25 protein-coding genes are annotated in these 25894 nt (G+C 61.3%); 12 read left to right on the top strand and 13 right to left on the bottom strand.

Annotation, left to right across the window (positions count from 1 at the left end; all coding sequences use genetic code 11):
* Positions 1 to 19: 19 nt before the first annotated feature.
* From GRI69_RS07225 to GRI69_RS07215, 3 genes are all read right to left on the bottom strand, one after another.
* Positions 20 to 442 carry a 23S rRNA (pseudouridine(1915)-N(3))-methyltransferase RlmH gene (locus tag GRI69_RS07225; protein ID WP_160727600.1) on the bottom strand — a complete coding sequence of 141 codons (423 nt, stop codon included), beginning with the start codon at positions 440 to 442 and terminating at the stop codon, positions 20 to 22.
* A gap of 124 nt (positions 443 to 566) precedes the next feature.
* Complete coding sequence (rsfS, locus tag GRI69_RS07220; RefSeq protein WP_237452995.1) at positions 567 to 926, bottom strand: ribosome silencing factor; 360 nt, start codon at positions 924 to 926, stop codon at positions 567 to 569.
* Between the two features lie 129 nt (positions 927 to 1055).
* The gene (locus GRI69_RS07215; protein WP_160727598.1) at positions 1056 to 1721 is read right to left on the bottom strand and encodes a nicotinate-nucleotide adenylyltransferase; all 666 of its coding nucleotides are present in this window, start codon (positions 1719 to 1721) and stop codon (positions 1056 to 1058) included.
* A 311-nt stretch (positions 1722 to 2032) separates the two neighbouring features.
* Here GRI69_RS07215 and GRI69_RS07210 point away from each other — a divergent pair, with 311 nt between their 5' ends.
* Both GRI69_RS07210 and GRI69_RS07205 read left to right on the top strand, forming a co-directional pair.
* Entirely contained in the window at positions 2033 to 3154 is a 1122-nt protein-coding gene (locus GRI69_RS07210) for a M23 family metallopeptidase (RefSeq protein ID WP_202391903.1), read from the top strand.
* 19 nt (positions 3155 to 3173) lie between these two features.
* On the top strand, positions 3174 to 3575 hold the full coding sequence (locus GRI69_RS07205; RefSeq protein WP_160727596.1) for a bactofilin family protein: 402 nt from the start codon (positions 3174 to 3176) through the stop codon (positions 3573 to 3575).
* A gap of 74 nt (positions 3576 to 3649) precedes the next feature.
* Here the strand turns inward: GRI69_RS07205 and GRI69_RS07200 are convergent, their stop codons facing one another.
* From GRI69_RS07200 to GRI69_RS07180, 5 genes are all read right to left on the bottom strand, one after another.
* Complete coding sequence (locus tag GRI69_RS07200; protein ID WP_160727595.1) at positions 3650 to 5320, bottom strand: long-chain-fatty-acid--CoA ligase; 1671 nt, start codon at positions 5318 to 5320, stop codon at positions 3650 to 3652.
* A gap of 94 nt (positions 5321 to 5414) precedes the next feature.
* Positions 5415 to 6131 carry a DUF1013 domain-containing protein gene (locus GRI69_RS07195; protein WP_160727594.1) on the bottom strand — a complete coding sequence of 239 codons (717 nt, stop codon included), beginning with the start codon at positions 6129 to 6131 and terminating at the stop codon, positions 5415 to 5417.
* A gap of 134 nt (positions 6132 to 6265) precedes the next feature.
* A complete protein-coding gene (locus tag GRI69_RS07190; RefSeq protein ID WP_160727852.1) occupies positions 6266 to 7249 on the bottom strand; it encodes a glycosyltransferase family 4 protein in 984 nt (327 codons plus the stop codon).
* A gap of 89 nt (positions 7250 to 7338) precedes the next feature.
* On the bottom strand, positions 7339 to 8226 hold the full coding sequence (locus GRI69_RS07185; protein WP_160727593.1) for a UDP-2,3-diacylglucosamine diphosphatase: 888 nt from the start codon (positions 8224 to 8226) through the stop codon (positions 7339 to 7341).
* 101 nt (positions 8227 to 8327) lie between these two features.
* Positions 8328 to 9308 carry an NAD(P)H-quinone oxidoreductase gene (locus GRI69_RS07180; RefSeq protein WP_160727851.1) on the bottom strand — a complete coding sequence of 327 codons (981 nt, stop codon included), beginning with the start codon at positions 9306 to 9308 and terminating at the stop codon, positions 8328 to 8330.
* 129 nt (positions 9309 to 9437) lie between these two features.
* On the opposite strand from GRI69_RS07180, the gene GRI69_RS07175 reads away from it, so the two are divergent.
* The 6 genes from GRI69_RS07175 to GRI69_RS07150 all read left to right on the top strand — a co-directional run bounded on the left by GRI69_RS07175 (position 9438) and on the right by GRI69_RS07150 (position 17346).
* Positions 9438 to 9638, top strand: coding sequence for a DUF1192 domain-containing protein (locus GRI69_RS07175; protein WP_160727592.1), 201 nt, complete (start codon positions 9438 to 9440; stop codon positions 9636 to 9638).
* A gap of 130 nt (positions 9639 to 9768) precedes the next feature.
* The gene (gene clpA / locus GRI69_RS07170; RefSeq protein WP_160727591.1) at positions 9769 to 12162 is read left to right on the top strand and encodes an ATP-dependent Clp protease ATP-binding subunit ClpA; all 2394 of its coding nucleotides are present in this window, start codon (positions 9769 to 9771) and stop codon (positions 12160 to 12162) included.
* 128 nt (positions 12163 to 12290) lie between these two features.
* A complete protein-coding gene (locus GRI69_RS07165) occupies positions 12291 to 13208 on the top strand; it encodes an ABC transporter ATP-binding protein (RefSeq protein ID WP_160727590.1) in 918 nt (305 codons plus the stop codon).
* Complete coding sequence (locus GRI69_RS07160; protein ID WP_160727589.1) at positions 13205 to 14692, top strand: ABC transporter permease; 1488 nt, start codon at positions 13205 to 13207, stop codon at positions 14690 to 14692. Before GRI69_RS07165 ends, GRI69_RS07160 begins: the two co-directional genes overlap by 4 nt.
* A gap of 54 nt (positions 14693 to 14746) precedes the next feature.
* Positions 14747 to 15751 (top strand): ligase-associated DNA damage response exonuclease, encoded by a 1005-nt coding sequence (locus tag GRI69_RS07155; protein WP_160727588.1) that lies wholly within the window; start codon positions 14747 to 14749, stop codon positions 15749 to 15751.
* A 2-nt stretch (positions 15752 to 15753) separates the two neighbouring features.
* Positions 15754 to 17346, top strand: coding sequence for a cisplatin damage response ATP-dependent DNA ligase (locus GRI69_RS07150; protein WP_160727587.1), 1593 nt, complete (start codon positions 15754 to 15756; stop codon positions 17344 to 17346).
* Here GRI69_RS07150 and GRI69_RS07145 read toward each other — a convergent pair whose 3' ends face one another.
* From GRI69_RS07145 to GRI69_RS07125, 5 genes are read right to left on the bottom strand one after another with little or no spacing between them, the layout of a single operon-like run.
* A complete protein-coding gene (locus GRI69_RS07145) occupies positions 17347 to 17913 on the bottom strand; it encodes a gamma carbonic anhydrase family protein (RefSeq protein WP_160727586.1) in 567 nt (188 codons plus the stop codon).
* A complete protein-coding gene (locus tag GRI69_RS07140) occupies positions 17910 to 18467 on the bottom strand; it encodes a GNAT family N-acetyltransferase (RefSeq protein ID WP_160727585.1) in 558 nt (185 codons plus the stop codon). Before GRI69_RS07140 ends, GRI69_RS07145 begins: the two co-directional genes overlap by 4 nt.
* Positions 18460 to 19011, bottom strand: coding sequence for a GNAT family N-acetyltransferase (locus GRI69_RS07135; RefSeq protein WP_160727584.1), 552 nt, complete (start codon positions 19009 to 19011; stop codon positions 18460 to 18462). Before GRI69_RS07135 ends, GRI69_RS07140 begins: the two co-directional genes overlap by 8 nt.
* Positions 19004 to 20002 carry a porphobilinogen synthase gene (gene hemB, locus GRI69_RS07130; RefSeq protein WP_160727583.1) on the bottom strand — a complete coding sequence of 333 codons (999 nt, stop codon included), beginning with the start codon at positions 20000 to 20002 and terminating at the stop codon, positions 19004 to 19006. Before hemB ends, GRI69_RS07135 begins: the two co-directional genes overlap by 8 nt.
* Before the next feature lie 37 nt (positions 20003 to 20039).
* On the bottom strand, positions 20040 to 21638 hold the full coding sequence (locus GRI69_RS07125; protein ID WP_237452994.1) for a M23 family metallopeptidase: 1599 nt from the start codon (positions 21636 to 21638) through the stop codon (positions 20040 to 20042).
* Positions 21639 to 21835: 197 nt separating this feature from the next.
* Between GRI69_RS07125 and GRI69_RS07120 the strand changes: the two genes are divergently transcribed.
* Genes GRI69_RS07120 through GRI69_RS07105 form a run of 4 tightly spaced genes read left to right on the top strand, consistent with a single transcriptional unit; the run spans position 21836 to position 25828 of the window.
* Complete coding sequence (locus GRI69_RS07120) at positions 21836 to 24349, top strand: helicase-related protein (RefSeq protein WP_160727582.1); 2514 nt, start codon at positions 21836 to 21838, stop codon at positions 24347 to 24349.
* A gap of 2 nt (positions 24350 to 24351) precedes the next feature.
* Entirely contained in the window at positions 24352 to 24609 is a 258-nt protein-coding gene (locus GRI69_RS07115; protein ID WP_160727581.1) for an RNA-binding S4 domain-containing protein, read from the top strand.
* A 51-nt stretch (positions 24610 to 24660) separates the two neighbouring features.
* A complete protein-coding gene (fdxA, locus tag GRI69_RS07110) occupies positions 24661 to 24999 on the top strand; it encodes a ferredoxin FdxA (RefSeq protein ID WP_160727580.1) in 339 nt (112 codons plus the stop codon).
* Positions 24944 to 25828, top strand: coding sequence for a YihY/virulence factor BrkB family protein (locus GRI69_RS07105; RefSeq protein WP_160727579.1), 885 nt, complete (start codon positions 24944 to 24946; stop codon positions 25826 to 25828). Before fdxA ends, GRI69_RS07105 begins: the two co-directional genes overlap by 56 nt.
* The last annotated feature ends 66 nt before the right edge of the window (positions 25829 to 25894 follow it).

Here is a 25894-nt window from a genome sequence, read left to right as displayed (position 1 = left end):
CTGCTGGCGTGATGCCCGATTATCCGCTGCGATGGTAGGGGTGACCGGCGATGATCGTGGCTGCGCGGTAAAGCTGTTCGGCTAGCATCGCCCGGGCAAGGAGGTGTGGCCAGGTTGCCTTTCCGAATGCGAGAAGCAGGTCCGCCTCTTCCCTCTCGTCCGACGAATGCCCGTCCGCGGCACCCAGCACGAAACGGCATTCGCGCGTTCCGCTGTCGCGCCAGCGCTCCAGTATCGCGGCAAGCTCTTCGGAGGACAGATCTTTTCCGCGCTCGTCCAGTAGCACGCTCTTGCAAGGAGTCTGCGGCTCGGGAATTCGCCCGCCGTTCTCCGGCAGCTCTGTGAATTTCACCGGCCATGTCAGCCGCTTTTCATATCGCGCTACCAGATCGGCCTCGGGTGACCGGGCAATTTTGCCGCGAGCAATAACGTGAAGAAGCATGGCATCGCCCCCAAGTATGGCTGCTCGATGGTAGCGGCATTCGAAGACCGACAAGCTCCCGCGCCTACTGGCGTGAACGGTCGCCGGCCCGCAAGTGCCCACCGGCGGTGCCGCCGCCGGGGAGTTACGCCGTGCCGGCTACCGGTGGAGCATCGCCGAATGCCCACATGCGCTCGAGATTGTAGAAACTGCGCACTTCGGGCCGGAACAGGTGAACGACGATGTCGCCGGCATCGAGCAGCACCCAGTCTGCGGCCGGAAGGCCTTCGAGCTTTACCGGACCGTATCCGTTCTGTTTCAGCTTTTCCGCGAGTTTCTGCGCGATCGAAGCGACCTGCCGAGTCGAACGGCCCGATGCGATCACCATGTGATCGGCAATGGAGCTTTTCCCGGCCAGATCGATCGCAACGACATCCTGGGCCTGGTCGTCGTCGAGCTGCCCGAGCACGAAGTCGAGCAATTCGTCTTTGGTCGGTTCAGTCATGTGGACGGCCTTGGCCGTGGCGGTTCCGGATGCAGCCGGATCTGTATGCGCCTGAGTCATAGGCGATTATATTACTCCTGATCGTGTAAGCCCTTGAGGTAGGGAGAAAAGAGAAAAGGACAACGCGCATCATGGCGTGGCCGTTTCCTCCGCCGAGGGTATGAGGCGGTGTGTAACCTGATCTCGCGGGGAAGAACCGGCATGGCGCATAGCCCAGTCAGGATCGGCACGGCGGATGGCCGTGGCCGAACGCGGGTCGGGATCGAAACGCAATGTCACCAGCGCCGGTGCGCTCCATTCGCCCCCATTGGCAAAACTGGCGAGCGGCACTCGGTAGCGCCTGAGCCAGGCCATCGCGGGGCTTGCGATAGCTTCTGCATCATAGCCGGGCCGACCGATGACTGCAATCGGCATGGTGCGTGCTATTTCCCGCCAGTCCTTCCAGAGATGGAATTGGGCAAGGTTGTCTGCCCCCATCAACCAGACAAAACTCCGCTTGGCATATCGCCGACGCATCGCGTGGAGAGTATCCACGGTATAGCGCGTGCCGAACTCCCGCTCGATCGCGGTAACCCGGATCGGGGCACGCCGGGCCTGCTCGACGGCCGAGGAAATTCTCGCCGGAAGCGGCGCTATGCCTCTTTTGGGTTTAAGCGGATTTCCGGGAGAAACGAGCCACCAGACCTCGTCCAGCCCCAGCGCGGACAGGGCGAAGAGAGAGATCTGGCGATGCCCGCCGTGCGCCGGATTGAAACTCCCCCCCAGCAGACCAATGCGCGTAGTGTACGAACCCATATCTATCGACAATTTTCGACGCTGTTCATGGGGTGGGCCTATCAGCTTGCGCAAGGCGTGTCAGCCGCGCGACACCGTCTGAGATTCAGAGGCAAAAGGTTAACGGGTCAGAAACTTGTCACGCGCCGGAATTTGCAATGAATTTGGCGCAATCAAACGCTTCATCGCATTCCGACCTCAACTCGTGGATTCTGCGGGAACCCGGATTCGATTTTGTTAGGATTCTCCCATACCGACCTCGTCAGGGATAAAAAGACCAAGGGACGGGTCGTTTGAACAATTCACACGCTAAGCTCGGCTGGAAAAGCCGAATGGAAAGCTGGTTTCCTGATCGCGAGTTTTTCATGCGGTCCGAAGGCCAAGTTCGTTTCATCACCATTTCTTCACGATTTCAGAAGGTTACTGCAGTAAGCGTGATACTGATCGCGCTCGCATGTGCAGCATCCTTGGTCATCGCTGGGTGGGCGCAATACAGCGCCAGCGCCGACCGGATCAGCCTGCTAGGCCGCGAAGCCAAGGTTGCAACTTCCGAAGAGCGACTCGCTGCCTATGGCGACAACATTGAGAATGTGAGCGAGGATCTCGACCGCCGAATGGAATTCATCGAAGGCGTTGCGGAACTTCTGCCTGCCGACATGAAGGTCGACACTCGCATCATCGAATCGAGCGGCGAAGCCGCCGCGACGGTCGAAAAAGTCAGCATGGCCTTTCCGCAGGCCGCCGAGCTCGCACGCATCGAAGCCCGCCAGCTCGCGGTTGTCGAAGGTCTGACCCGTTTTGCGGATTGGCGTGCCCAGCGTGCTGCGGCTGCGCTGAAGAAACTTGAGCTCAATCCCGACGCGGTAATTCGCCAGTCCGAACGTCAGGCAATGGGTGGTCCGCTGGAAGGCCTGTCGACCGATGCTAACGGCACCGTCGATCCGCGCTTCGAACGCCTTGGCCTTTCCATGGCACGTATGACGGCGCTCGAGAACGCACTTGAAAGCGTGCCCCAATTCGCCCCCGCACGCCGTGACATGATTTCCAGCGGTTTCGGCTATCGCCGCGATCCGTTCAATCGCAGCGCCGCGATGCACAAGGGCCTCGATTTCCGCGGCAAGACCGGAACGCCTATTTTTGCCGCTGCCAACGGTCGTGTCAGCTTCGTCGGCTGGAAGGGTGGTTACGGGAAAACTGTCGAAATCACCCATGGCAACGGGCTTATGACCCGTTACGCCCATATGTCGCGCTTCGACGCGAAGGTCGGTGACGTTGTGACCGGCGGAAACACGATCGGCGCGATCGGCAGCACCGGGCGCTCGACAGGTCCGCACCTTCACTTCGAGGTCCGCATCAACGGGCGCGCCGTCAATCCCCGTAAATTCCTGGAGACAGCCCCCAATGTTCTCGAAGAAATCCGCCGAGCCCCAGAGCTCGCCGCCAACGCCCACTAATCCAGGACGCAGCGCCCCAATGGCTTCTAAAAACAGTTCTACTTTCTCGGTCCTCGGTTCGGATCTTGCGATAACCGGCAACATCAAGGCTTCGGCAGACCTTCACATTGACGGTAATGTCGAAGGGGATATCGCCTGCACCAGCCTGGTGCAGGGAGAGACCAGCAAGGTCATTGGCGCGGTCGAGGCGGAGAGCGCCCGCCTCGCCGGCACTGTCGAAGGCTCGATTTCCGCGCGTGAGCTGGTGATCCTGAAGAGCGCGAAGATTACCGGAGACGTCTTCTACGATGCGCTGACCATCGAACAGGGCGCGCAGGTCGAAGGCCGCTTCGCCCATCGCGATCCGAAGAAGAATGCACCGTCGGCCGGCAATCCGATCCCGGAAGGCAAAGCCAAGCCGGAGCTGCAGCTGGCGAACTGATTATCTTCGATTTGAGAGGATGAGGGCCGTTCCTGCCATGTGCCGGAGCGGCCTTCTCTCGTTTCAGACCTGTTTCAGACGCCGACTTCGGCGCGCAGGGCCTTGCGATCCAGCTTGCCGATCATGGTCTTGGGCAAGTCTTCACGCAGGACGATTCGCTCCACCCGTTCGTGCTTGCCGACACGGGCGTTGAGCCATGCGCGCAGCGCCTCAGCCGAAATATCGGCGTCTGGCTGGAGAACGACGTAGGCGTAAGGACATTCCCCGCGGTAGGAATCGGGTTGGCCGATCACGAGAACTTCCTTCACGGCTTCGTGTTCGAGCAGGACATCTTCGACCTGGCTCGGGAAGACCTTGAATCCCCCCACCGCAATCATGTCCTTGATCCGGTCGACGATCTCGAGAAATCCGTCTTCATCCATGGTGGCGACGTCGCCGGTCCGTAGCCAGCGCTTTCCATCGCGCTCCACGAAAGTCTCGCTGTTCGTGTCGGGCCGGTTCCAGTAGCCGCGCATGATCTGGGGACCATGGACCGCGAGTTCTCCCGGCTCACCCGCAGGAGCCAGCTTTTCAGGGTTTTCCTTGTCGAGCAGGAGTATCTCCGTTCCCATGACGAGCTGGCCGATCGTCCCCTTCTTGCGTATGCCTTCGTAGGGATTTGCAGAGACGACCCCAGAACTTTCGGTGAGCCCATATCCCTCGACGATACGGACGCCCGTCACCTCTTCGAAGCGATTGTGTACGGGCGCAGGCATCGGCGCACCGCCTGAAATACAAACTTTCAGGGATGAGACGTCGGTCTTGGCGAGCTTCGGATGGTCCAGCAGCGCCTGAAACATGGTCGGCACGCCGGGAAAGCCGGTGGTTTTGTATCGTTCGATCGTATCCAGCACCTGCGCCGTCTCGAAACGGGGGACCATCGCGATGGACGCGCCGGTCACCATGGCGTGGTTGAGCAGCGCGGTATTGGCGAAGACATGGAAGAACGGCAGCGCGCCCATGAAGACCTCGCTGGCCGGATCCCCATATGGATTGAGCCCGGCGACTTGCTGCGCATTGATCGCCAGTTGGGAATGGCCCAGCATGGCACCTTTGGGACGCCCGGTGGTGCCGCCGGTATATTGCAGCAAGGCGATGTCTTCAGCCGCGTCGATGGATGGATAGGAAGCGCCTTCGGCATCGGTGAGTACATCGCTCCACGCCAGTATGCTGCGAGAATATTTCACTGTGGCGATCTTGCTGCGCCCAAGCGTCTTCAGTGCCAGCCCCTTGTACCAGGGCAGCATGTCGGACAGCGAACCGACAACGAGTGTTTCGAGCCCCGACGCTTCGAGCACGCTGGCAGCGTTTGCATGGAGTTCCGGGACGTCGAGCGTGACGAGCAGTCGCGTTCCCGAATCCTCGACCTGCCAGGCCAGCTCTTCCACCGTGTAGAGCGGGGAGAAATTTACCACCACGGCACCCGCGAACATCGCCCCATAATAGGCCGATGCATAGATTGGGACATTGGGGAGGAAGAGGCCAACCCGGTCGCCCGGCGCGATACCCCGTGCCATCAGGCCCGCCGCGAAACGCTCGGCCTCGGATAGAATATCGCGATACCGATAACTGCGCCCCAGGAAATGCAGAAACGGCGCGTCAGGTGTTTTCGAGGCCGTCTGCCGCAACAGCTCGGGAAGGCTGGCGACCTGGAACTGCGTGTCCCACGGCGTGGGATGGTGGTAGGTATAGCTATTAACATCCATGTCAGTAACATGGAGAAAAGAGTCTGAAACGCAAGCGAAAAGGGCGGGGAAAGCGTTGGTTCTCCCCGCTCGTTCCGATAGTCAATTTTGACGTTCAGCTTTCCGGAGCGCCTTCTTCGGCTTCCTGCGCACGCTTGGCAGTGAGCCAGGCTTCGGCCTCGGCTTCCTGCACGGCTTCTGCGGCGGCCTTTTCGTTGGCGTCGCGTTCGGCGCGCAGTTCTTCGATCAGCTTTTCGCGATCGCTGCCGCCGGTGGCCTGCACCGGGGCCGCTTCCTCTTCGATACCGGCCTTCTTCGCCGCCTTCGCTACGACCGCATCGAGCTCTCGCTGCGAACAGAGACCCAGAGTTACTGGGTCCTTTGGCTGGATGTTCTGAATGTTCCAGTGGCTCCGCTCGCGAATCGCGGTGATCGTGTTGCGTGTCGTTCCGATCAGCTTGGAAATCTGGGCGTCCGAAACTTCCGGATGGTTGCGGAGTAGCCAGGCGATGCCATCGGGCTTGTCCTGCCGCTTGGATACCGGAGTATAACGCGGACCTTTGGTGCGGCTGACCGCGACCGGTGCGCGCTGCATCTTGAGCCGATATTCGCTGTCCTTCTGACCCTTCTCGATTTCTTCCTGGGTCAGCTCGCCCGAGTGGAGCGGATCGCGACCGGTATATTTGCTACTCGCCAAATCGTCGGCCATGGCTTGGACTTCTAGGATGTGGAGACCGCAGAACTCGGCGATCTGTTCGAAAGAGAGCCCGGTGTTGTCGATCAGCCAAGTGGCGGTCGCATGCGGCATAAGCGGAGTGGGTTGGTCGGCCATCTAGAGCGCCTTTACGTAAACCTGAAAATAGAAGGGCCGCCCCTCGCGGAGCGGCCATTGCGACTTTCGTGTAGGCGACGGCGCCGGATTCGGCAAGCAGCTTGCACTGGTGGAGACAAGCAGGAGGGCAAAGATCAGGCCGGGAGCGCGTCGACCTCGAGTGTTGCGAGGCCCGAAAGGAATTGAGCGGTGGCCGCCTCCCAACTGAACTGAGCCCCATAACCGGAGCAAGCCGTGGAGTCGCAATAGAGGGCTGCATCGATCGCCCGATCGAGATCCTCGGAAAGCGCTCCGACGTCGTCGGTAACGATGTCGCGCGGCCCGGCAACGGGATAGGCCGCAACGGGCGTGCCGCAAGCCAGCGCCTCTATCATCACGAGGCCGAACGTATCGGTCCGGCTCGGAAAAACGAAAACATCCGCGCCCGCATAGCACCCGGCCAGTTCGCGGCCCGATTTGCGGCCGAGAAAGTGCGCCTCGGGATATTCGCGGCGAAGGCGTTCAAGCGCCGGTCCATCGCCCACCACCACTTTCGTGCCGGGATGGCGGGAATCGAGAAACGCTTCGATATTCTTCTCGACCGCAACACGCCCGACGTAGAGCTGGATGGGCCGCGGTAGCGCTTCGAATTCAGCCGGATGGGGTGCATCGGAATCGAAACAGGCGAGGTCCACGCCGCGGGTCCAGTGATGAAGCTTCCCCAAGCCGTGGCTTCGCAGTTCCTCGCGAATGCTCTCTGTAGCGACGAGTACGCGGCGGGCCGGTCGATGAAACCACTCGATATACCGCCAGAACCAGCTTGCCGGGAGGTGTGTTCGGCGCGCCAGATATTCAGGAAACTGGGTGTGGTAGGCTGTGGTAAAGGGAGTACCATTCCGGGCGCAGTATCGCCGTGCCGCCATTCCAAGCGGCCCTTCGGTTGCAATGTGAATCGCACCGGGCGCAAATTCACGTAGCTTTCGGGAAATTGCGCCCGGCGGACTGATTGCAAGGCGAATTTCAGGGTAGGTTGGACAGGGAAACGAGGCGAAATGGTCGGGGGAGACGACCATCACTTCGTGGCCCTGCTCGCGCAACATATTGCAGGTCGCCGTAAGGGTGCGCACGACGCCGTTCATCTGAGGGAGCCAGGCATCGGTAATTATCGCAACACGCTGCGGCGGCTCAATTGGGACGCGATTTGGTGGCAATCCGTTTTCTGGCAATTTCACGCAGCTTCGAGCTCTTGGCCAGCGGCGACGGGTTCGCGCCGGGCGACCTCGTCGGGCCAATGGAGCAATTCGATAGTGCCATCGAAATGTTCGACCAGAGCGTTGCATCCCTCGACCCAATCTCCGTCATTGTAGTAGGAAACAGATTTACCATCGTGGTCAAACTCGCGAATTTCAGCGGTGTGGATATGACCGCAGACCACACCGTCCACGCCACGTTCTCCCGCTGCCCTTGCCACAACCTCTTCATACTTGGAGATAAACTCGACGGCGTTCTTGACCTTGTGCTTCGCCGCCTTGCTGATCGACCAATAGGGTAGCCCGAACAATTTGCGCACGCTGGCGACCCAGCCGTTCAACTGCATCATCGCGTGGTAAAGCGCGTCGCCAACAAAAGCGAGCCAGCGGTGCGCGAGCATGATCGTGTCGAATTCATCGCCGTGCAGCACCATCAAGCGGCGTCCGTCGGCCGTATCGTGGAAGGCGGCCCTACGGATTTCCACGCCGCCGAAGTTCATACCCGAAAACGGCCGAACCATTTCATCGTGATTGCCTGGAATATAGACGATCCGCGTGCCGCGCTTGGCGCGCTTGAGGATACGCCAGACAATATCGTTGTGCTCGGGGGGCCAGTAGAACTTCTTTTTCAGCCGCCAGCCGTCGATGATGTCGCCGACGAGGTACATCGTGTCGCTGTCGGTATGGTCGAGAAAGTCGATCAGCAACTCGGCATTGCAGCCCTTGGTGCCGAGATGCACGTCGCTGATCCAGATCGTGCGATACTGGCGTCGTTCGCCCAATGTGCGCTCCGGCACACAGGGTTGCACGGACGGAAAGCCCGCGACATTTGCGAAATCGGCAAAGTTTCTGGGCAGTTCGGTCATGGTCCATCCCCCGAAGCTCCGTTGGGGAAAGCCATGACAGCGAAATGTTACAGGAGATTCTCGTTTCCGTTACGGAACGGAGACTTTGCTACCGTTTGGCGTCACGCCTGCGATCGTACCTCGAGGACAATCTTGCCGATGTGATCGCCGTTTTCCATCCGCGCATGGGCGGCGGCGACTTCTGATAGGGGAAAAACCTTGTCCATAACCGGGGCGACGGTCTGATCCTCGAACAGCGGCCAGGCATGGGTATGGATTTCGTCGGCCAGCAAGGCCTTGAATTCATCCGAACGCGGGCGCAGCGTGGACCCGGTGAGCGTTTGCCGCTTGCCCATCAGCTTTGCCATATTGATTTCGGCCTTCAGCCCTCCGAGAACCGCAATCGTCACATGGCGTCCATCGACGGCAAGGCAATCCAGATTGCGCTGGACGTAATCGCCCGACACCATGTCGAGAATGACGTCAGCCCCCTTGCCGCCCGTGAACGCATTCACCTGCTCCACGAAATCCCCGCTCTTGTAATTGATCGCAAGGTCGGCGCCCAACTCGCGGGCCGCGTTACATTTTTCGTCCGATCCGGCTGTTGTTACGACCTTGAGTTCGAAGGCCTTGGCCAGTTGGATCGCCATCGTCCCGATGCCGGAGGTGCCACCATGCACGAGCAACGTCTCCCCCTCGCGCGCCCATCCCCGCTCGAAAACATTGTGCCACACCGTGAAGAGGGTCTCCGGAATGGCCCCGGCACTTGCCATGTCCATATCCTCGGGCACCGTCAGGCAATGCGCCGCGTGGGCCAGGCAGTATTCCGCATAGCCTCCCCCGCTAACCAGCGCGCAGACGCGGCGGTTGAGTATCTCGGGCGGGGCCCCCGGCCCCGTCGCGACTACCTTCCCGGACACTTCGAGACCGGGAATTGGCGAAGCACCCGGTGGCGGGGGATAGAAGCCCTGCCGCTGGATGACGTCGGGCCGGTTAACCCCAGCATGGCTGACCTCGATCAATACCTGGCCCTCGCCCAGCTCTGGCACGGCCAGTTCTTCCGGACGGAAGACATCCGGTCCACCCGGAGCATCGTATCCCATTGCAGTCATGGTCGAAGGTAAGCCAGTTGCCAAAGATGCCCCCTGAAGCTGGACGAAATAACCGATCGAGCGGTGCATTACCGTGGGGACTTGTTGACAGCAACCGGGCAGCGGTGGATTGTACCGCGAATGGAAGACGGTGATCGTCCCCGGCCGAAAGGCGATGCCGCGAGCAAGCTCGCAAGCGAAGATCTCGGCCCCTATTCTCAGGACGAGTTGCAGGAACGGATCGAATTGCTTGAGACCGAGATCGCGAGGGTGGAATCCCACCGCCTCAAGGCCGCAGCGCATCGGGACGCTGCCGAATCCCTCTTCGGGCGAAAGAAGTAGCGGCGGTGCGGGGCCTTCAAACTTGCCGCTCCGCCACCATATCTTTGGAACATACAGCTTTGGCTAACCTTCGAACGGTAGCCTGTCTCTACCTCGCAATGCTGCGAGTCCTTCGGAAAGCAGAAACCTGATGCCCAGTTTTGCCGCTAACCTCGAAAAGACCCTTCACGCCGCGCTTACCGATGCGGCCGAACGGCGTCACGAATACGCCACGCTGGAGCACCTGCTACTCTCGCTGATCGGCGACGAGGACGCGGCGCAGGTCATGGCGGCCTGCGGCGTCGATACCGACGAACTGGCGGCGGTCGTTAAGCAGTATCTCGAGCAGGAATACCAATCGCTCAAGAGCGAAGAGGGCTCCGACCCGCAGCCGACCGCAGGGTTCCAGCGCGTCATCCAGCGCGCCATCCTGCATGTCCAGTCATCGGGCAAGGATACGGTCACCGGCGCCAACGTGCTGGTGGCGCTGTTTTCCGAGCGCGACAGTTACGCCGTCTATTTCCTGCAGCAGCAGGACATGAGCCGTCTCGATGCAGTGAGCTATATCAGCCACGGCATCGGCAAGGGCGGCAAGCAAATCGACAGCAAGGCTCCTCAAGGAGCAGATGAAGAGCAAGCCGGCGAACCGGGGGCCGAAACCGGCAAGCCGGGCGACAAGAAGGAAACCGCGCTCGACCAGTTCACCGTAAACCTCAACCAGAAGGCGGAGGACGGCAGGATCGATCCGCTGATCGGTCGCGGCCCCGAGGTGGATCGCACCGTGCAGATCTTGTGCCGCCGCTCCAAGAACAACCCACTCTACGTTGGCGATCCAGGCGTTGGAAAGACTGCTATTGCAGAAGGCCTCGCGCGGAAAATCGTCGAAGGCGACGTTCCCGAAGTGCTGGAAGACGCCGTCATCTACTCGCTCGACATGGGCGCGCTGCTCGCGGGGACACGTTATCGTGGTGATTTCGAAGAACGCCTCAAGCAGGTCGTGAACGAACTCGAAGGCATGCCCGATGCGGTTCTGTTCATCGACGAAATACATACGGTCATCGGGGCCGGCGCGACCAGCGGCGGGGCGATGGATGCCTCCAACCTGCTCAAGCCCGCGCTCTCGTCAGGCAGCATCCGCTGCATTGGATCAACGACTTACAAGGAATTCCGCAACCATTTCGAGAAGGATCGCGCACTGCTGCGCCGGTTCCAGAAAATCGACGTCAACGAACCGACGATCGAGGACACGGTTGCCATTCTCAAAGGCCTGCGCAGCGCCTTCGAAGAGCATCATAAGGTCAAGTACACGCCCGATGCGCTCAAGACCGCGGTCGAGCTGTCGGCGCGCTACATCAACGACCGCAAATTGCCCGACAAGGCGATCGACGTGATCGACGAAGTCGGCGCAATGCAGATGCTGGTCCCGCCGAGTCGCCGCAAGAAGAAGATCACTTCGAAGGAGATCGAGGCGGTAATCGCCACCATGGCGCGCATTCCGCCCAAATCGGTGTCGAGCGACGACAAGAAGGCACTCCAGAACCTTGACCGCGACCTGAAGCACGTCGTGTTCGGACAGGATGCCGCAGTCGACAGGCTTTCGACCGCTATGAAGCTCAGCCGCGCGGGCCTGCGCGATCCGGATAAGCCGATCGGCTCATTCCTGTTCAGCGGACCCACCGGTGTCGGCAAGACCGAAGTGGCGCGCCAGCTCGCCTCGATCATGGGGATCGAGCTCAAGCGTTTCGACATGTCCGAATACATGGAGCGTCACAGCGTTTCGCGCTTGATCGGCGCACCTCCGGGCTATGTCGGGTACGATCAGGGCGGCCTGCTGACCGATGCAATCGATCAGAACCCGCATTGCGTGCTGCTGCTAGACGAAATCGAGAAGGCGCACCCCGACCTCTTCAACATCCTGCTGCAGGTGATGGATAACGGTCGTCTGACCGACCATCACGGCAAGACAGTGGATTTCCGCAACGTGGTGCTGATCATGACCACGAATGCCGGAGCATCCGACATGGCCAAGCAGGGTATTGGCTTCGGCGACGTGTCGAAGGAAGATGCGAGCGAGGAAGCGGTGAAGCGCATGTTCACGCCGGAATTCCGCAACCGCCTCGATGCAATCGTTCCGTTCGCGTATCTCGGAAAATCTACCGTTGCGCGGGTTGTCGACAAGTTCATTCTCCAGCTCGAGCTGCAGCTGGCCGAACAGAATGTCGACATCCAGTTCGACAAGGAAAGCCGCGCCTGGCTGGCCGACAAGGGCTATGACAGACTCTATGGTGCGCGCCCGATGGGCCGCCTGATCCAGGAAAAGATCAAGCAGCCGCTGGCCGAGGAATTGCTTTTCGGCAAGCTTGCCGATGGCGGGGAGGTTTCCGTGACGATGAAGGACGGCAAGCCTTCTTTCGAACTTACCCCTTCCCCCCCCAAGGCCAAACCCAAGCCGAAAAGAAAGCCAGCAGCGAAAAAGACATCTGCGCCAAAGAAGCCGGACGCTGATGCGAGCGAGGGCAAGGGTTCGGACGACGGTGAGAACTGAAATTGTCTAGGTGAGAGAAGGAGAGGGTTGGCAGGCGCAACCCCTTTCGGTTCGGCAGTCGAGCCTTTCGCTTGCCCCCCGAGCCCTTAGGCCATAGCCTCAACTTTCCGCTGGGGTCGGGGAAACTCATGGCAATTCTGGAAGTATCCAATCTCGTCAAACGCTTCGGCGACGTTCTGGCCGTGGACGACCTTTCCTTTTCGGTAGCACCCGGCGAAATCTTCGGTTTTCTCGGCGGGAATGGAGCGGGCAAGACGACCACGCTGAGGATGGTGCTCGACATCATTCGGCCAACATCGGGCAGTATTATCGTACTCGGTGGTACGCCTGACCGGCGCAAGGCAGGCTCTATCGGTTTCCTCCCGGAAGAGCGCGGCCTCTATTCCGGCATGAGCGCCATCGAGACCATCGTATATTTCGGGCGGCTCAAGGGAATGTCCGCCTCCGACGCACGCTCGCGCGGCATGGAACTGCTCGAACGCTTCGATCTTGCCGTCAGGGCAAAGAGCGACATCGGTGACATGTCGAAAGGCATGGCGCAGAAGGTTCAGCTGGCCACTTCGCTGGTCAACGATCCCGAATTGCTGATGCTCGACGAACCGTTTTCCGGGCTCGATCCGGTCAATCAGGGTTTGCTCGAAAACGAGATTTTGCGCGCATCCGAACGCGGAGCGGCGGTCATCTTCTCGACCCACGTCATGCAGCATGCCGAGCGCCTGTGCGACCGGCTGCTTCTACTGCGCAAAGGTCGCAAGCGATTCGAGGGCACACTGGAAGAGGCGCGCGCGCAGTTGCCAGCAAGCCTTACCGTTATATCGAGAGGCGACCCTCGTTCAATTCCAGGAGTCGCTTTCGCGCATCGTAACGGCGAAGCACAAGAGATTTGGCAGGAATGGCGGGTCGAACTCGAACCCGGTGTCGCTCCCGAACGCGTGCTCGAACATTGCACGGCAAACGGCATCGGCCTGCGTCGGTGGGACGAGCGCCACGCAAGCCTTCACGATATTTTTGTCGAACTGGTTGGCGGTGAAGGTGTCGAACAATGATGGACAACATCCTTCTCGTTGCGCGCCGCGAAATCCGCCAGATTCTGACCATGAAGAGCTTCTGGCTTACCCTGTTGATCCTGCCGGTTGCCCTTGCTCTAGGCCCGATACTCGGAGATACGCTCGACGATAGCGAGCCCGCAAGAGTCGTGGTGGTTGACCGTTCCGGCGGCGCTGCCGCGGCGGCACTTGAAGCGCGCTTCGCAGACGATGATGACCGCGATATCCTCCGTAGCCTATCGCGATATGTCCAGCGGTACGGACTCGAAAGCGCCGATCCGGGCGCACCCTGGACCCAACACGATCGCTGGTACACGGCAGCCGATATTGCTGCTTTCCGAGAAGGCGGGGGAATCGAAAGCGCGATCGAGAGACTCGAAGCGGTACGCCCGGAAGGCGTGCCGGAATTCGAACCAGACGCGCGGGAATACGAGTTTCAGGCGCCCCCTCCCGAACTTGCCGCGCAAGAGGGCGAAGGTTTTGCGGAAGCTGCCCGCGAACTGTTCGACAGCGAAGCGAAGGATGCCCCCGAAGTAATCGTCCTGGTGGGCGAAAACTATCCGGAGGATCCGCGTATCGGGCTGTATGCCGCAAACCAGGCGCGATCCAGCTTTGTCACCGCCTTGCAGGACACGCTGACGGGGGATCTGCGTACCCGCCTTCTCGCCGAGCGCGGACTTTCGGCGGAAGATGCCGCGGCTATTCAGGCGGCGGCTCCGGCGATCGAGGTCACCACCCCGCCGCCCGGGGACGGCGCGCGCGAGGCACTACTGGTGCGTTCGATCGTGCCGCTGGCACTTGCCTACATCCTGATGATGAGCCTGATGCTGTCGGGCAGCTGGATGCTCCAAGGCTCGGTTGAAGAACGTTCGAACAAGCTTCTGGAATCGCTGCTCGCCTGCATCCGGCCAGAAGAACTGATGTACGGCAAGCTCCTCGGCGGCCTAAGCGTAGGCTTGCTGATGATCGCCGTCTGGGCTGGCTGTGCGGGTATCGCGGCTTACGCCACGCAGGGTGTGATTGCGGACATGATCCGGCCCGCGCTCGAGCCGGTATCTGCACCCGGAATAATCCTTGCGATCCTCTATTTCTTCATTGCCGGTTATATCCTGATCTCGGCCATTTTCGTCGCGATCGGCGCGATGGTGGATTCAATGAGCGAAGCGCAGGGTTACCTGATGCCGGTATTGCTCGCGATCCTGCTGCCGATCACCTTCCTGTTGCAGGCCATTTTGGCAGGAAAGGAAGGGCTGCTTGTACAGGTTCTTACCTGGGTGCCGCTATGGACACCCTTCGCCGTGCTGGCTCGATTGGGCATGGGTATCGAGACCTGGGTGCTGGTCGGGACCGGCATCCTGCTCGCGGCCGCCATTGCACTGGAGTTGATATTTCTCGGCCGGCTCTTCCGCGCGAGCCTGCTAGCGACTGGACAGAAGCCGTCAACCAAGCGCTTGATCGAGCGGTTCCGCGCACAGAAACAGTAGACGCCCCATCGAGAGAGCGGGAACGCAAGGCGGGCGTTTACACTTCACTTAGCAATGGCCGCACCCTTCTCCTGGATCAAACCCGAACCGCACGGGATTTACATCGAGCCCGCCGATTGCTGGGTCGATCCCTCCCGCGCAGTCGACCGGGCGCTGGTTACGCATGGTCACGCCGACCACGCACGCGGCGGTCACGGACAGACGGTTGCGACACCCGCAACGCTGGCGATCATGGATTTGCGCTATAACACCCGGGAAGGCGCAACAGCCGTAGGATATGGCGAGACGATCCGGCTCAAGGGCGGTGTGGACGCGACATATATTCCGGCCGGCCACGTTCTCGGCAGCGCGCAGATCCTGCTCGAACATGCCGGCGAGCGCGTCATCGTGACCGGTGATTACAAGCGCCGCGCCGATCCCACCTGCCCGCCCTTCGAAGTGACCGCCTGCGATATCTTCATCACCGAGGCGACCTTCGGCCTGCCCGTGTTCTGCCACCCGCCGATCGAGGAGGAGATGACGAAGCTGCTGGACCGCCTCGCCGCCCATCCCGACCGCTGCGTACTCGTCGGCGCCTATGCGCTGGGCAAGGCGCAGCGCGTTATCGCGGAGCTGCGCGCGGCCGGCCACAATCAGCCGATCTACCTTCACGGCGCCATGGAGAAAATGTGCCGCCTCTACGAGGAACACGGCGTCGATATGGGCGAGCTGCGATTGGTCATGGACTATTCCAAAGAGGATATCCGCGGGCATATCGTGGTCTGCCCGCCAAGCGCGCTCAACGACCGCTGGAGCCGGCGTCTCCCCGATCCGATCACCGCCATGGCGAGCGGCTGGATGCGCGTGCGCCAGCGTGCCCGCCAGCGTAACGTCGAGCTGCCGCTAGTGATCTCCGACCATGCCGACTGGGGCGAATTGACGCGCACGATCAAGGAGGTCGATGCGCAGGAGAACTGGATCACTCACGGTCGCGAGGATGCGCTGCTGCGCTGGTGCCAGCTTCACCAGCGCCGTGCCCGGGCCCTGGCCCTTGTCGGCTACGAGGATGAGGACGACTAACGGTGGAGGAATTCGCCGCCCTGATCGATGCGCTGGTCTATACGCGGAGCCGGAACGAGAAACTGCGGCTCATCGCCGAATATCTCCGCTTAACACCCGACCCCGACCGTGGCTGGGCCTTGGCGGCACTGTCGGACGGGCTCGATTTCCCGGCGGTAAAGAGCTCGACTATCCGCAACCTGCTGATGGACCGCGTCGATCCGGTGCTGTGGACGCTGAGCCGCGATTTCGTGGGCGACACTGCCGAGACGGCAAGCCTGCTATGGCCCGCCCCGGATACGCCCCCTGCCCCACCTTCCGTCAGCGAAGCGGTGGAGCTTCTGACCGTAATGAATCGCAAGTCGGTGGTAGCAGAACTGTCCAAGCTGCTGGACCGCCTCGATTCTTCCGGTCGCTATGCCCTGCTCAAACTTGCAACAGGAGGGATGCGGATCGGGGTTTCCTCCCGGCTCGCCAAGACGGCCTTTGCCCAAGCCTTCGAAGTCGCGGTAGATGATGTCGAGGAATACTGGCACGGCCTTGCCCCGCCATATGCTGAACTCTTCGCCTGGGCGGCCGAGGGCGATGCGCCGCCCGACATCGAGAATCTCCCTACTTTCCGCCCTTTCATGCTCGCGCACCCGCTGGAAGAAACGGTAGTCGATCTGGCTGATTATGCCGCTGAATGGAAATGGGACGGGATCAGGGTGCAACTGGTCCGCGCCGGCGGCGAAACACGACTGTTTTCGCGGTCCGGGGACGATATTTCGGCGACTTTCCCGGAATTTCTCGACATTCTTCCCGTGAATGCGGTGGTCGATGGCGAATTGCTGGTACGCGGCAACACCCAAGGCGGTGAGGCAGGCGGGGCGGCAAGTTTCAACGCGCTCCAGCAGCGGCTAGGGCGCAAGACCGTTTCGAACAAGATGCTGAAAGATTATCCTGCCTTCATAAGGCTTTACGATGTACTGTTGCTCGAAGGGGAGGATATGCGCCCCCGCCCTTGGTCCGAGCGGCGCGGACAGCTCGAGGCGCTGGCGTCACGCCTTCCCGATTCGCACTTCGATATCAGCTCCGTTGTCGAAGCCACGGATTTCGAACATCTTTCGCAAATCCGCGAGGGCAGCCGCGATGACGCCATCGAGGGGCTGATGCTCAAGCGCAGGGACAGTCCCTATATCGCGGGGCGGCGCGTCGGATACTGGTACAAATGGAAGCGCGATCCGCTGCTGGTCGATTGCGTGCTGATGTATGCCCAGCGGGGGAGCGGCAAGCGGTCAAGCTTCTTCTCCGATTACACCTTCGGCTGCTGGGATGGCGATCCCGACCTAGGCGCGGACCTGTTACCGGTAGGCAAGGCCTATTCGGGCTTTACCGATGCCGATTTGAAGAAACTCGATCGTCATGTCCGCAGCAACACAGTGAACCGCTTCGGACCAGTGAGAGAGACCGACAAGAGCTTGGTATTCGAGGTCGCCTTCGACAGCGTTCACGAGAGCAAGCGGCACAAATCCGGCCTCGCAATGCGTTTCCCCCGTATTCACCGAATCCGCTGGGACAAGCCACCACACGAAGCCGACCGGATCGAGACCCTGCGCACCCTGATTGCAGGCTGATCAGTCGAGCGCTTCATTCACCGCTGCGGAATGGTGCTTCGCATTTTCCGCATAATGAACCACGCCCATTCGCATACCCGCCACGGCGGCATCGTCGAGATCGCGCATTTTGCGAGCTGGACGTCCACCCCAAAGCTCGCGTTCGCCCATGACCTTACCCTCCGTAAGCATGGCACCTGCCGCCAACATGGCGTCACTCCCGATCACCGCCTTGTTCATCGCAATTGCGCCGAGACCGACAAAGCCGCGATCCTCGATCACGCATCCGTGGACCATTACCATGTGACCGATCAGCACGTCGTCTCCGATCAGGAGCGGGCTACCCTCGGGATCGCCGGGTCGCGGCGGATCGCAGTGAAGCACGCTGCCGTCCTGGACATTGGTCCGCTCGCCAATCACGATACGGCTGACGTCGGCCCGCAGCACGCAATTGTACCAGATGGAGCTTTCCGCACCGATCGTGACGTCGCCCACGATAGTGCAGCCGGGCGCAACGAAGGCGCTCTCGTGAATTGTCGGTGTCTTGCCGTGGATCGGGACGATGTTGACGCCGGGGCGGCTCGTCATGACTGGCTCTCCCATTGTTCTTGTGTGAGGCTGTAGAGGATCGTGGTGCGATCTTCCGGCGGGTAATCGGGATCGTCGAAGTCGAGATCCTTTCGGCGGACCATGCCGAGTTTTTCCATCAGCTTCCAGCTTGGCACATTCGCTTGGCTGGTCAGCGCAACGAGATGCGGCGCACCCACGCGGCCGAAGGCCCAACCGATTACGGCGCGGACGGCCTCCTCGGCATAACCTAGGCGCCAGCGATCTTCGCGGATGAGCCAACCGATTTCGTGATCGCCCTGATTGCGGGCCAAGGGGTTGTCGACCAGCTTGATTCCGGCGTGGCCGACCATTTCACCGGTGGATTTTTCGATCAGGAACAGGAAGCTGAAGCCGTGCTTCGCGTAAAGGTGCATGCCCTTGGCGTGCTTTGCTGCGATTTCGTGCAGTTCCTTCGGGCCGCCGAGTCGAGCCATTACCGTGGGGGTATTCAGCACCCGCATCTGCTCCGCGGCGTCACCCTCATCTATCGTCCGCAAGATCAGGCGGTCGGTTTCCGCGATGATATCAGGCATCGACGCCCTGCCAGCTCTCCCGGTCGATCGCATAGACGATGATCGTATCGTCGCCGAAATCCGAGTTGGGAAAATCGAGGTCTTCGTGCCGCTCCATCCCGAGCCGCTCCATCAGCCCCCAGCTGGCCGTGTTCGGCTCTACGGTCAAAGCGATGACGCGGTTGGCAGCGAAGCGTTTGAAGGCGAGATCGAGCGCTGCGGCAGCCGCTTCCTTCGCATAACCCTGTCCCCAGGCATCTTCGCGCAGGCGCCAGCCGACCTCCATTTCGCCAAGGGGTCCGCCCTGCTGGTTGCACCGCTTGAGCCCACAAAAGCCAAGGATGACGGCATCTGACTTTCGCTCGATCACCCAGAAAGTGTGACCGTGATCTGCCTGATAAGAAAGGAGTCTTTGCTGCGCCGCCCCCCGTTTGACGTCATCGCATACGCCGCCCAGCCACTCCATGACGGCAGGCGTATTGGTGCCTTTCCAGAACGGCTCCCAATCCTCTGCGCGCCAATCGCGCAAGATCAAACGTTTGGTTTCGCAGCGAAATTCAGCCATTGAGGATGCGGGCCGCAACGGGCGCATGATATGTCAGGATGCCCGAACAGCCCGCCCGCTTGAAGGCGACCAGCTTTTCCATAAGCAGTGCCTCGCGCTCCGCCACGCCAGCGGCAACGCCCGCCTCGATCAGGGCATACTCGCCGCTCACCTGATAAGCGAAGATCGGCACTCCGAATTGCTGCTTGGCCCGCCAGATCACGTCGAGATAGGCGAGCCCCGGCTTGACCATGACGCTGTCGGCCCCCTCCGCGATGTCGAGCGCGATTTCGCGCAAGGCCTCGTCGCCATTGGCGGGATCCATCTGATAGCTCTTCTTGTCGCCCTTGAGCAGCCCGCCCGAACCCACGGCGTCACGGAAAGGGCCGTAGAAGGCCGAGGCGTATTTCGCGGAATAGGCCATGATCTGGACATTGGGATGGCCCTCCATCTCCAATGCCATGCGGATTGCTTTCACGCGGCCATCCATCATGTCCGACGGAGCGATGATATCGGCGCCGGCAGCGGCCTGATTTACCGCCTGATCGACAAGCACAGCGACGGTTTCGTCGTTGAGCACATAGCCTTCCGCATCGACCAGACCGTCCTGCCCGTGGCTGGTGTAAGGGTCGAGCGCGACATCTGTGAGAATGCCGATGTCGTTCCCACAGGCATCGCGTACCGCCTTGATAGCTCGGCACATCAGATTGTCGGGGTTGAACGCCTCGTCACCCTTCTCGCTACGCTTTTCGGCAGGGGTATTGGGAAACAGAGCCACGCAGGGAATGCCGAGGTCGACGGCTTCCTTCGCACGCTTCGCAATACCGTCGACGGACCAGCGCGAAACGCCGGGTAGGCTCCCGACCGGTTCTTCGACACCTGCTCCACTGGTCACGAAAAGCGGCCAGATCAGGTCTTCAGCGGTCAGTACGGTCTCGCGGTGCATCGCCCGGCTCCAGCGATGGGCACGGGTGCGGCGAAGGCGCGTGGCGGGATATGCTGCGTCGGTCATGCCGCAAAGCCTTGCCGCAAAGCGGAAAGCTTATCAATCAGCCGATGGGGCGCGGCCTGTCGAGCTTGTCGATCTCGCGCTCGGGCTCTTCCGAGGCGGCTTCGTCGGAGGTGGGAGAAAGATCTGCCAGAGCAGCCCCTTCTTCGACACTGCGAAGCGAACTCAAGGTCGAACGGAAACGTTCGAGCTCTGCGCCCGAAAGCTGCTTGCGTGTGACGAAGCTCACCGATGCAGGGTTGATGGCCCTGCCGCCGTTATACATTTCATAGTGAAGGTGAGGTCCGGTCGAGAGACCGGTCGATCCGACGTAGCCGATGACTTGCCCACGGCGCACGCTGGCACCGCGGTCCACCGCTACCCGGCTCATGTGGCAATAGCGGGTGTCGATGCCATTGGCGTGGCGGATTCGAACCGCATTGCCACAGCCACCCATCCGCCCCGCGCCGGTGACGCGTCCGTCGGTCACTGCGACGATCGGCGTGCCGTAACTCGCTTTGAAATCGACGCCCGAATGCATTCGCTTGTAACCGAGAATGGGATGACGCCGCATGCCGAAGCTCGAGCTCATCCGGCCCGGTACGGGAGCCATCAACCCGCCGCGCTCCTCGCCAATGCCGTCGGCGTCGAAGAAATCGCCTTCACTGCCCCAACGCATCAGCTGGAGCGCCCCCCGCGAGCCCCGTTCGAGCCCGGCAAACAGCAACTGTCCGGCCTGCCGTTCGCCTGTTGCGGCACGGCGGTGCGAGACTATGATGTCGAAAGTATCGGTCGCCCGGACGTCACGCTGGACGTCTAGCTGTTCGCCGAGCGCCTTGAGGTAAGCCTGGACGGCGCTGGTCGGGGCACCTGCTGCGCGGGCGGATCGATAGAGGCTGTCCCCGACCGTGCCGCGTATGCGAAGCGGTGTCTCGTCCACGCGGATAATCCGCCGGGTAAGATTGAGTGGCCCCGCCTCGTCCAGCCGATCGACTTTAAGTTCGAGATCGAACCGCGCGCGAAAACTCAGTTTTTCGAGCGGGCGCGTGGCACCGGGTTCGGGCCGGCGCCCGAGCGTGATGTCGATCTGGGTACCCGGCTCGAGCTCTTCCAGCGGCACTGCGCCGGAGATCAGTGACGCCACGAGGTCGGCTTCGTCACCCCCTACTCCCGCGCGGCGCAGGGTGCGGTCGAGACTGTCCCCCCGGCCCAAGGTGGCCAGCATCTGCAGCTGGGGGCGTTCAGGCGCCTGGGCAAGCGGCCGGACAAGGTCGGTCGGCCCCATCCGGCGCCCCGAATCGGCGCCTAGCCCGAGCGGCATGATCATCTGGCTACGATACTCGCTGCGGATGGACGCATCCTCAGGCAGAGGCGAAGCGGCTTCGAGCGGTGCGAAATCGGGCCAGAAGGCAAGCGCGACTATAGACAGGCCAACGAAGGTCCCCAATCCGCGGAACCAGCGCCTAGAGCCGATGTCGGCGCCGAGATCTGGCGCGAGGTCGAAGCTTTCTATGCGGCGGTACACCTTGTCGCGCAGGCTGGAGAACGATGCGGCATGCTTGTTGCCAGCGCTCGCCCGCGGCGCCGCGGAATGCGCATGTGCGGATTCCGGACGAGCCAATACAAAATGCAACTGTTCGTCGTTCTGGCGCTCGGCCAAGACGTACCCTCCATATACGACCGCAGCGCGATGAGCCCGCGCGGCCCCTATCCATTCGACCCAATGCGCGGAAATCATGCAATATCAAAGTAAAGATGCGATTAACCGTCGACGGACCGACTCCCGACTGCGGTGAATCGAGTTTCGATGGCGTTGGCCGGTTGCACCCACGCGGCGGCGCTGCCACCTATGCCTGAGTGAACGACGCCTCGATCAAGGCGGTCCTCGGGCCCACCAACACCGGCAAGACCCATCTCGCCATCGAACGCCTCTGCGCGCATTCGAGCGGAGCGATGGGCTTTCCGCTACGTCTGCTTGCCCGCGAGGTCTATGATAGGGTCGTGGCGATCAAGGGCGAGAAGCAGGTCGCGCTGATCACCGGAGAACAGCGGATCGAGCCGGAGGGCGCACGCTACCTGTGCTGCACCGTGGAGGCCATGCCCCGCACGGCGAACGAGCGCGCCTTTGTGGCGCTGGACGAAGCGCAGCTCTCCGCCGACCGCGAACGGGGCCATGTGTTCACCGACCGCCTGCTCAACGCGCGAGGACGGGAAGAGACCATGCTTCTGGGCGCTGCGACGCTAGCGCCTATGGTAAAAGCGCTTATCCCGGGCGCCGAAATTTCCGAACGCCCGCGCTTCTCCACCCTCACCCATATCGGGCCGCGCAAACTGTCTCGGCTCCCTCCGCGGAGCGCCATCGTGGCGTTCAGTGCAGAGCAGGTTTATGCGGTCGCCGAGATGCTCCGGCGCTTTCGCGGCGGGGCGGCGGTCGTGATGGGCGCACTTTCACCGGAAACGCGCAATCGTCAGGTCGAATTGTTCCAGAATGGTGAAGTGGATTACATCGTCGCCACTGACGCCATTGGCATGGGGCTGAACCTCGACGTCAATCATGTCGCCTTTGCAGGGCTGACTAAGTTCGACGGCGTGCGCATGAGACGGCTCTATCCCGCTGAAATGGCACAGATAGCCGGTCGCGCTGGACGCCACCAACGCGATGGCACCTTCGGCACTTTGGCGGGCGGCGGCGGCAAGGCCGGGCCGGCGCCCGAGTTCACCGATGAAGAGGTCTATGCGATCGAGGAGCATCGCTTCGCACCGATCACGAAACTGTTCTGGCGCGAGCCGGAGCCGCGTTTCGCAAATATTCCCACCTTGATTGCCGATCTCGAACGTCCACCCGAACACGAAGCGCTGCGGCTCGCGCCGGAGGCAATCGACCTCGCTACGCTGAAACGCCTGGCCGAAGAACCCTTCGCTGGCAATGTTCGCGGTGGGGGAATGGTGCGCCGCTTCTGGGAAGCCTGTTCCCTGCCGGATTTCCGCCAACGCGGCCCCGACGTCCACGCCCGCTTCGTCGCGCGGCTGTGGCAAGACCTGTCGCAAGGCTATATCGGGGCCGACTATGTTGCTGCGCGCATCTCCGAACTCGACAACTCCAGCGGCGATATCGATACGCTACAGGGCCGCATCGCTGCGATTCGCAGCTGGGCCTATATCTGTCAGCGGCCCGACTGGGTGCTTGCGCGCGACGAGATGGCATCGCGAGCGCGGGGTGTCGAAGCCAAGCTGTCGGATGCGCTTCATGCGCGGCTGACCGAACGATTCGTGAACCGAAGGACTGCAATCTTGATGAAATCGCTGGGACAGGACGCCTCCATCCTCCCGATAACGCTAGCCGAAGACGGCACGCTGCTGGTCGAAGACGAGGCAATGGGCAAGGTGGAAGGCTTCCGCTTCGAGGTTGATCCGACCGCGAACCACGCCGATCGCAAGATGCTTCTGGCAGCTGCCGAGAAGGGCCTGCCGCGCATACTCGGGGAACGCGCAGAAGAACTTGCCGTCTCGGATATGGCCGACGTCGAACTGTCGCGCGGTGCCATTCGCTGGAATGGACATGTGCTTGCCAAGCTCCAACCGCGCGAAGGGCAAGTAAAGCCGGCACTCGAGCCCTCGCGCGAGATCTCCGCCCTGCCCGAAAAGGCGCGGCAAGCACTGCTGCAAGCGATCGATGGCTGGCTCGAGAAGAAGCTCGAACCGCTCGAGCCGCTGCGCCGGATGCATATCGCCTCGGCCAATCCCGAAGCTGGCAGCCAGGCCCGTGCGCTGCTTCTCAATCTGATCTCGGGACATGGCTTCGTGACGCGAGAACAGGCCGGGATCGAGCATCTGCCCAAGGACATGCGGCCGTTCTTGCGCAAGATCGGCGTCACCTTCGGAGCGCTGGATATTTTCGCGCCCTTGCTGCTCAAGCCGGCTCCGCGCCAGTTGCTCAATTCACTGGGAATTGATCGCCGCCCCCTTCAGGAAGCAATGCTCCCGGTCATTCCCGACGCAAAGAAGCTCCCCTCCGGCTATCGCCATGCTGGGAGCCAAGCGATCCGGCTCGATCTGGCGGAGAAAATCTTCCGCGCCGCGCATGAAGCCCGCGCGAAGGCAGACAAGAGCCGAAAATTCCGCCTCGACCTTTCGCTACCCATCTCGATCGGGCTCGAGGAAAAAAATGCCGAACGCCTGCTCGGACAAGCGGGCTTCCGCGTTCAGCACGCCAAGCCGCTGGCAGAGGAAGTCTTCGGTCCCCCGCGCCCTGCGAGCTGGGAATGGCGACCCTCGCATCGCAGAAAGCAGCGTCAGCGCCTTGCGCAGGTTCAGCCCCCACGCGAAGGCAGTGCCTTTTCCGGCCTTGCCGAGCTCTTGAAGCAAGGCTGAGTTTGCGGATCGACCGTCTGCTCTGCTTCCTGCGCTTCACGCGCACCCGCAGTGCGGCTCGCAAACTCATCGAAGAAGGCCATATTCGCCGCAATGGCGAGAGGGTCCGGCGCGCCAGTCGCGACATCGCAGCGGGGGATGTGCTGACACTGCCGATCGGCAACCACGTGCGCCTGGTGGAGGTGGTCGCCCTCCCCGAACGGCGCGGTCCGCCGCGCGAAGCGCAGGAATGTTATCGGGAACTTGACCCCGGCGCATGAATAGCCATAGCAGCGCTCGAACACACTATTCTCACGAGGGACCCACACCCCATGACCTATGTCGTCACCGACGCCTGCATCAAATGCAAATACACTGACTGCGTCGAGGTCTGTCCGGTCGATTGCTTCTATGAAGGCGACAACATGCTGGTCATCAATCCCAGCGAATGCATCGATTGTGGCGTGTGTGAACCTGAGTGCCCGGCCGAGGCGATCCTCCCGGACACTGAAGACAATCTCGAAAAGTGGTTGGAACTGAATACCAAGTTCAGCGCGGAATGGCCGAACATCACGCAGAGCAAGGCGCCACCCGAAGATGCCGATGCGCACAAGGATGAAGAAGGCAAGTACGAAAAGTACTTCAGCGCCGAACCCGGCGAAGGCGACTGATCTCATCTTCATTTCAGTTTCGAATCTCAAATCGGCCTGGGCGGCCGGCAGCGAAGACAATATTTCGCTGATCGCCGCGGGCATCGCGCACTACGCTTTACTTGCACTTGTCCCGGCACTCGGCGCGTTGGTGTTGGGCTACGGGATCTTCGCAGATCCGGAGACGGTTGCGGGCCATATCCGGGTTCTTTCTGAAAACCTCCCAAACGCGGCAGCGCAGATCATCGGAGAACAGCTTCGCAATGTCAGTGAGGGCGCTGACGGCGCAAAAGGCCTAGGCCTTATCGCTTCACTCTTGATTACACTCTTCGGGTCGCGAAATGGTGCGCGGGCCCTTATGACGGGCCTGAATATCGCATTCCACGCAAGCGAAATGCGCGGTTTCATGCGCGGCAATCTGGTGGCGCTGGCAATTACGGCAGCCGGTATCGTCGGGCTGGTCATGGTGGGAAGTGCAAGTGCTGCCGTCGCAGCTGTTGCCGGTCCGGCCGGAGCCGCGGCGAGTTTCTGCCTTCTAGCCCTTGCGGCAACGGGCGGTGCGGCGCTTCTCTATCGCTATGCGCCCAACCGTCCCTCGCCTGAATGGCGCAATATCATTCCGGGCGCCGTTCTCTTCGCCGCAGGCTGGCTCGCGGCCACCGCCGGTTTCGCCTTCTACGCCGCCAATTTCGGTAGCTACAACGCGACATACGGCTCGCTCGGCGCAGTGGTGGTGCTGATAACCTGGTTTTACGTCAGTGCTTTAATGCTGCTGCTGGGGGCCGAGTTTGCAGCTGTGAGAGTGTCGTCCGCCGTTTCGCGCACGGCGGACACGCCAGACTCGCAATAATCCCAGAGTTGTGCTATATAATGCAACAACTGCACCGGTCACGGCCGGGCAGATGTGAGAATTGAA

This window comes from Qipengyuania vulgaris, assembly GCF_009827325.1.
GTDB lineage: Bacteria > Pseudomonadota > Alphaproteobacteria > Sphingomonadales > Sphingomonadaceae > Qipengyuania > Qipengyuania vulgaris.
Note: the sequence above shows the minus strand (reverse complement) of the source record. Positions and strands in the feature narration are given on the sequence as shown.

Excerpts from the sequence above, each read along its gene's own strand:
- GRI69_RS07225 (WP_160727600.1), bottom strand. The coding sequence starts at position 442 with ATGCTTCTTCACGTTATTGCTCGCGGCAAAATTGCCCGGTCACCCGAG.
- rsfS (WP_237452995.1), bottom strand. The coding sequence starts at position 926 with ATGACTGAACCGACCAAAGACGAATTGCTCGACTTCGTGCTCGGGCAG.
- GRI69_RS07215 (WP_160727598.1), bottom strand. The coding sequence starts at position 1,721 with ATGGGTTCGTACACTACGCGCATTGGTCTGCTGGGGGGGAGTTTCAAT.
- GRI69_RS07210 (WP_202391903.1), top strand. The coding sequence starts at position 2,033 with ATGGAAAGCTGGTTTCCTGATCGCGAGTTTTTCATGCGGTCCGAAGGC.
- GRI69_RS07205 (WP_160727596.1), top strand. The coding sequence starts at position 3,174 with ATGGCTTCTAAAAACAGTTCTACTTTCTCGGTCCTCGGTTCGGATCTT.
- GRI69_RS07200 (WP_160727595.1), bottom strand. The coding sequence starts at position 5,320 with ATGGATGTTAATAGCTATACCTACCACCATCCCACGCCGTGGGACACG.
- GRI69_RS07195 (WP_160727594.1), bottom strand. The coding sequence starts at position 6,131 with ATGGCCGACCAACCCACTCCGCTTATGCCGCATGCGACCGCCACTTGG.
- GRI69_RS07190 (WP_160727852.1), bottom strand. The coding sequence starts at position 7,249 with ATGAACGGCGTCGTGCGCACCCTTACGGCGACCTGCAATATGTTGCGC.
- GRI69_RS07185 (WP_160727593.1), bottom strand. The coding sequence starts at position 8,226 with ATGACCGAACTGCCCAGAAACTTTGCCGATTTCGCAAATGTCGCGGGC.
- GRI69_RS07180 (WP_160727851.1), bottom strand. The coding sequence starts at position 9,308 with ATGGGATACGATGCTCCGGGTGGACCGGATGTCTTCCGTCCGGAAGAA.
- GRI69_RS07175 (WP_160727592.1), top strand. The coding sequence starts at position 9,438 with ATGGAAGACGGTGATCGTCCCCGGCCGAAAGGCGATGCCGCGAGCAAG.
- clpA (WP_160727591.1), top strand. The coding sequence starts at position 9,769 with ATGCCCAGTTTTGCCGCTAACCTCGAAAAGACCCTTCACGCCGCGCTT.
- GRI69_RS07165 (WP_160727590.1), top strand. The coding sequence starts at position 12,291 with ATGGCAATTCTGGAAGTATCCAATCTCGTCAAACGCTTCGGCGACGTT.
- GRI69_RS07160 (WP_160727589.1), top strand. The coding sequence starts at position 13,205 with ATGATGGACAACATCCTTCTCGTTGCGCGCCGCGAAATCCGCCAGATT.
- GRI69_RS07155 (WP_160727588.1), top strand. The coding sequence starts at position 14,747 with ATGGCCGCACCCTTCTCCTGGATCAAACCCGAACCGCACGGGATTTAC.
- GRI69_RS07145 (WP_160727586.1), bottom strand. The coding sequence starts at position 17,913 with ATGACGAGCCGCCCCGGCGTCAACATCGTCCCGATCCACGGCAAGACA.
- GRI69_RS07140 (WP_160727585.1), bottom strand. The coding sequence starts at position 18,467 with ATGCCTGATATCATCGCGGAAACCGACCGCCTGATCTTGCGGACGATA.
- GRI69_RS07135 (WP_160727584.1), bottom strand. The coding sequence starts at position 19,011 with ATGGCTGAATTTCGCTGCGAAACCAAACGTTTGATCTTGCGCGATTGG.
- hemB (WP_160727583.1), bottom strand. The coding sequence starts at position 20,002 with ATGACCGACGCAGCATATCCCGCCACGCGCCTTCGCCGCACCCGTGCC.
- fdxA (WP_160727580.1), top strand. The coding sequence starts at position 24,661 with ATGACCTATGTCGTCACCGACGCCTGCATCAAATGCAAATACACTGAC.
- GRI69_RS07105 (WP_160727579.1), top strand. The coding sequence starts at position 24,944 with ATGAAGAAGGCAAGTACGAAAAGTACTTCAGCGCCGAACCCGGCGAAG.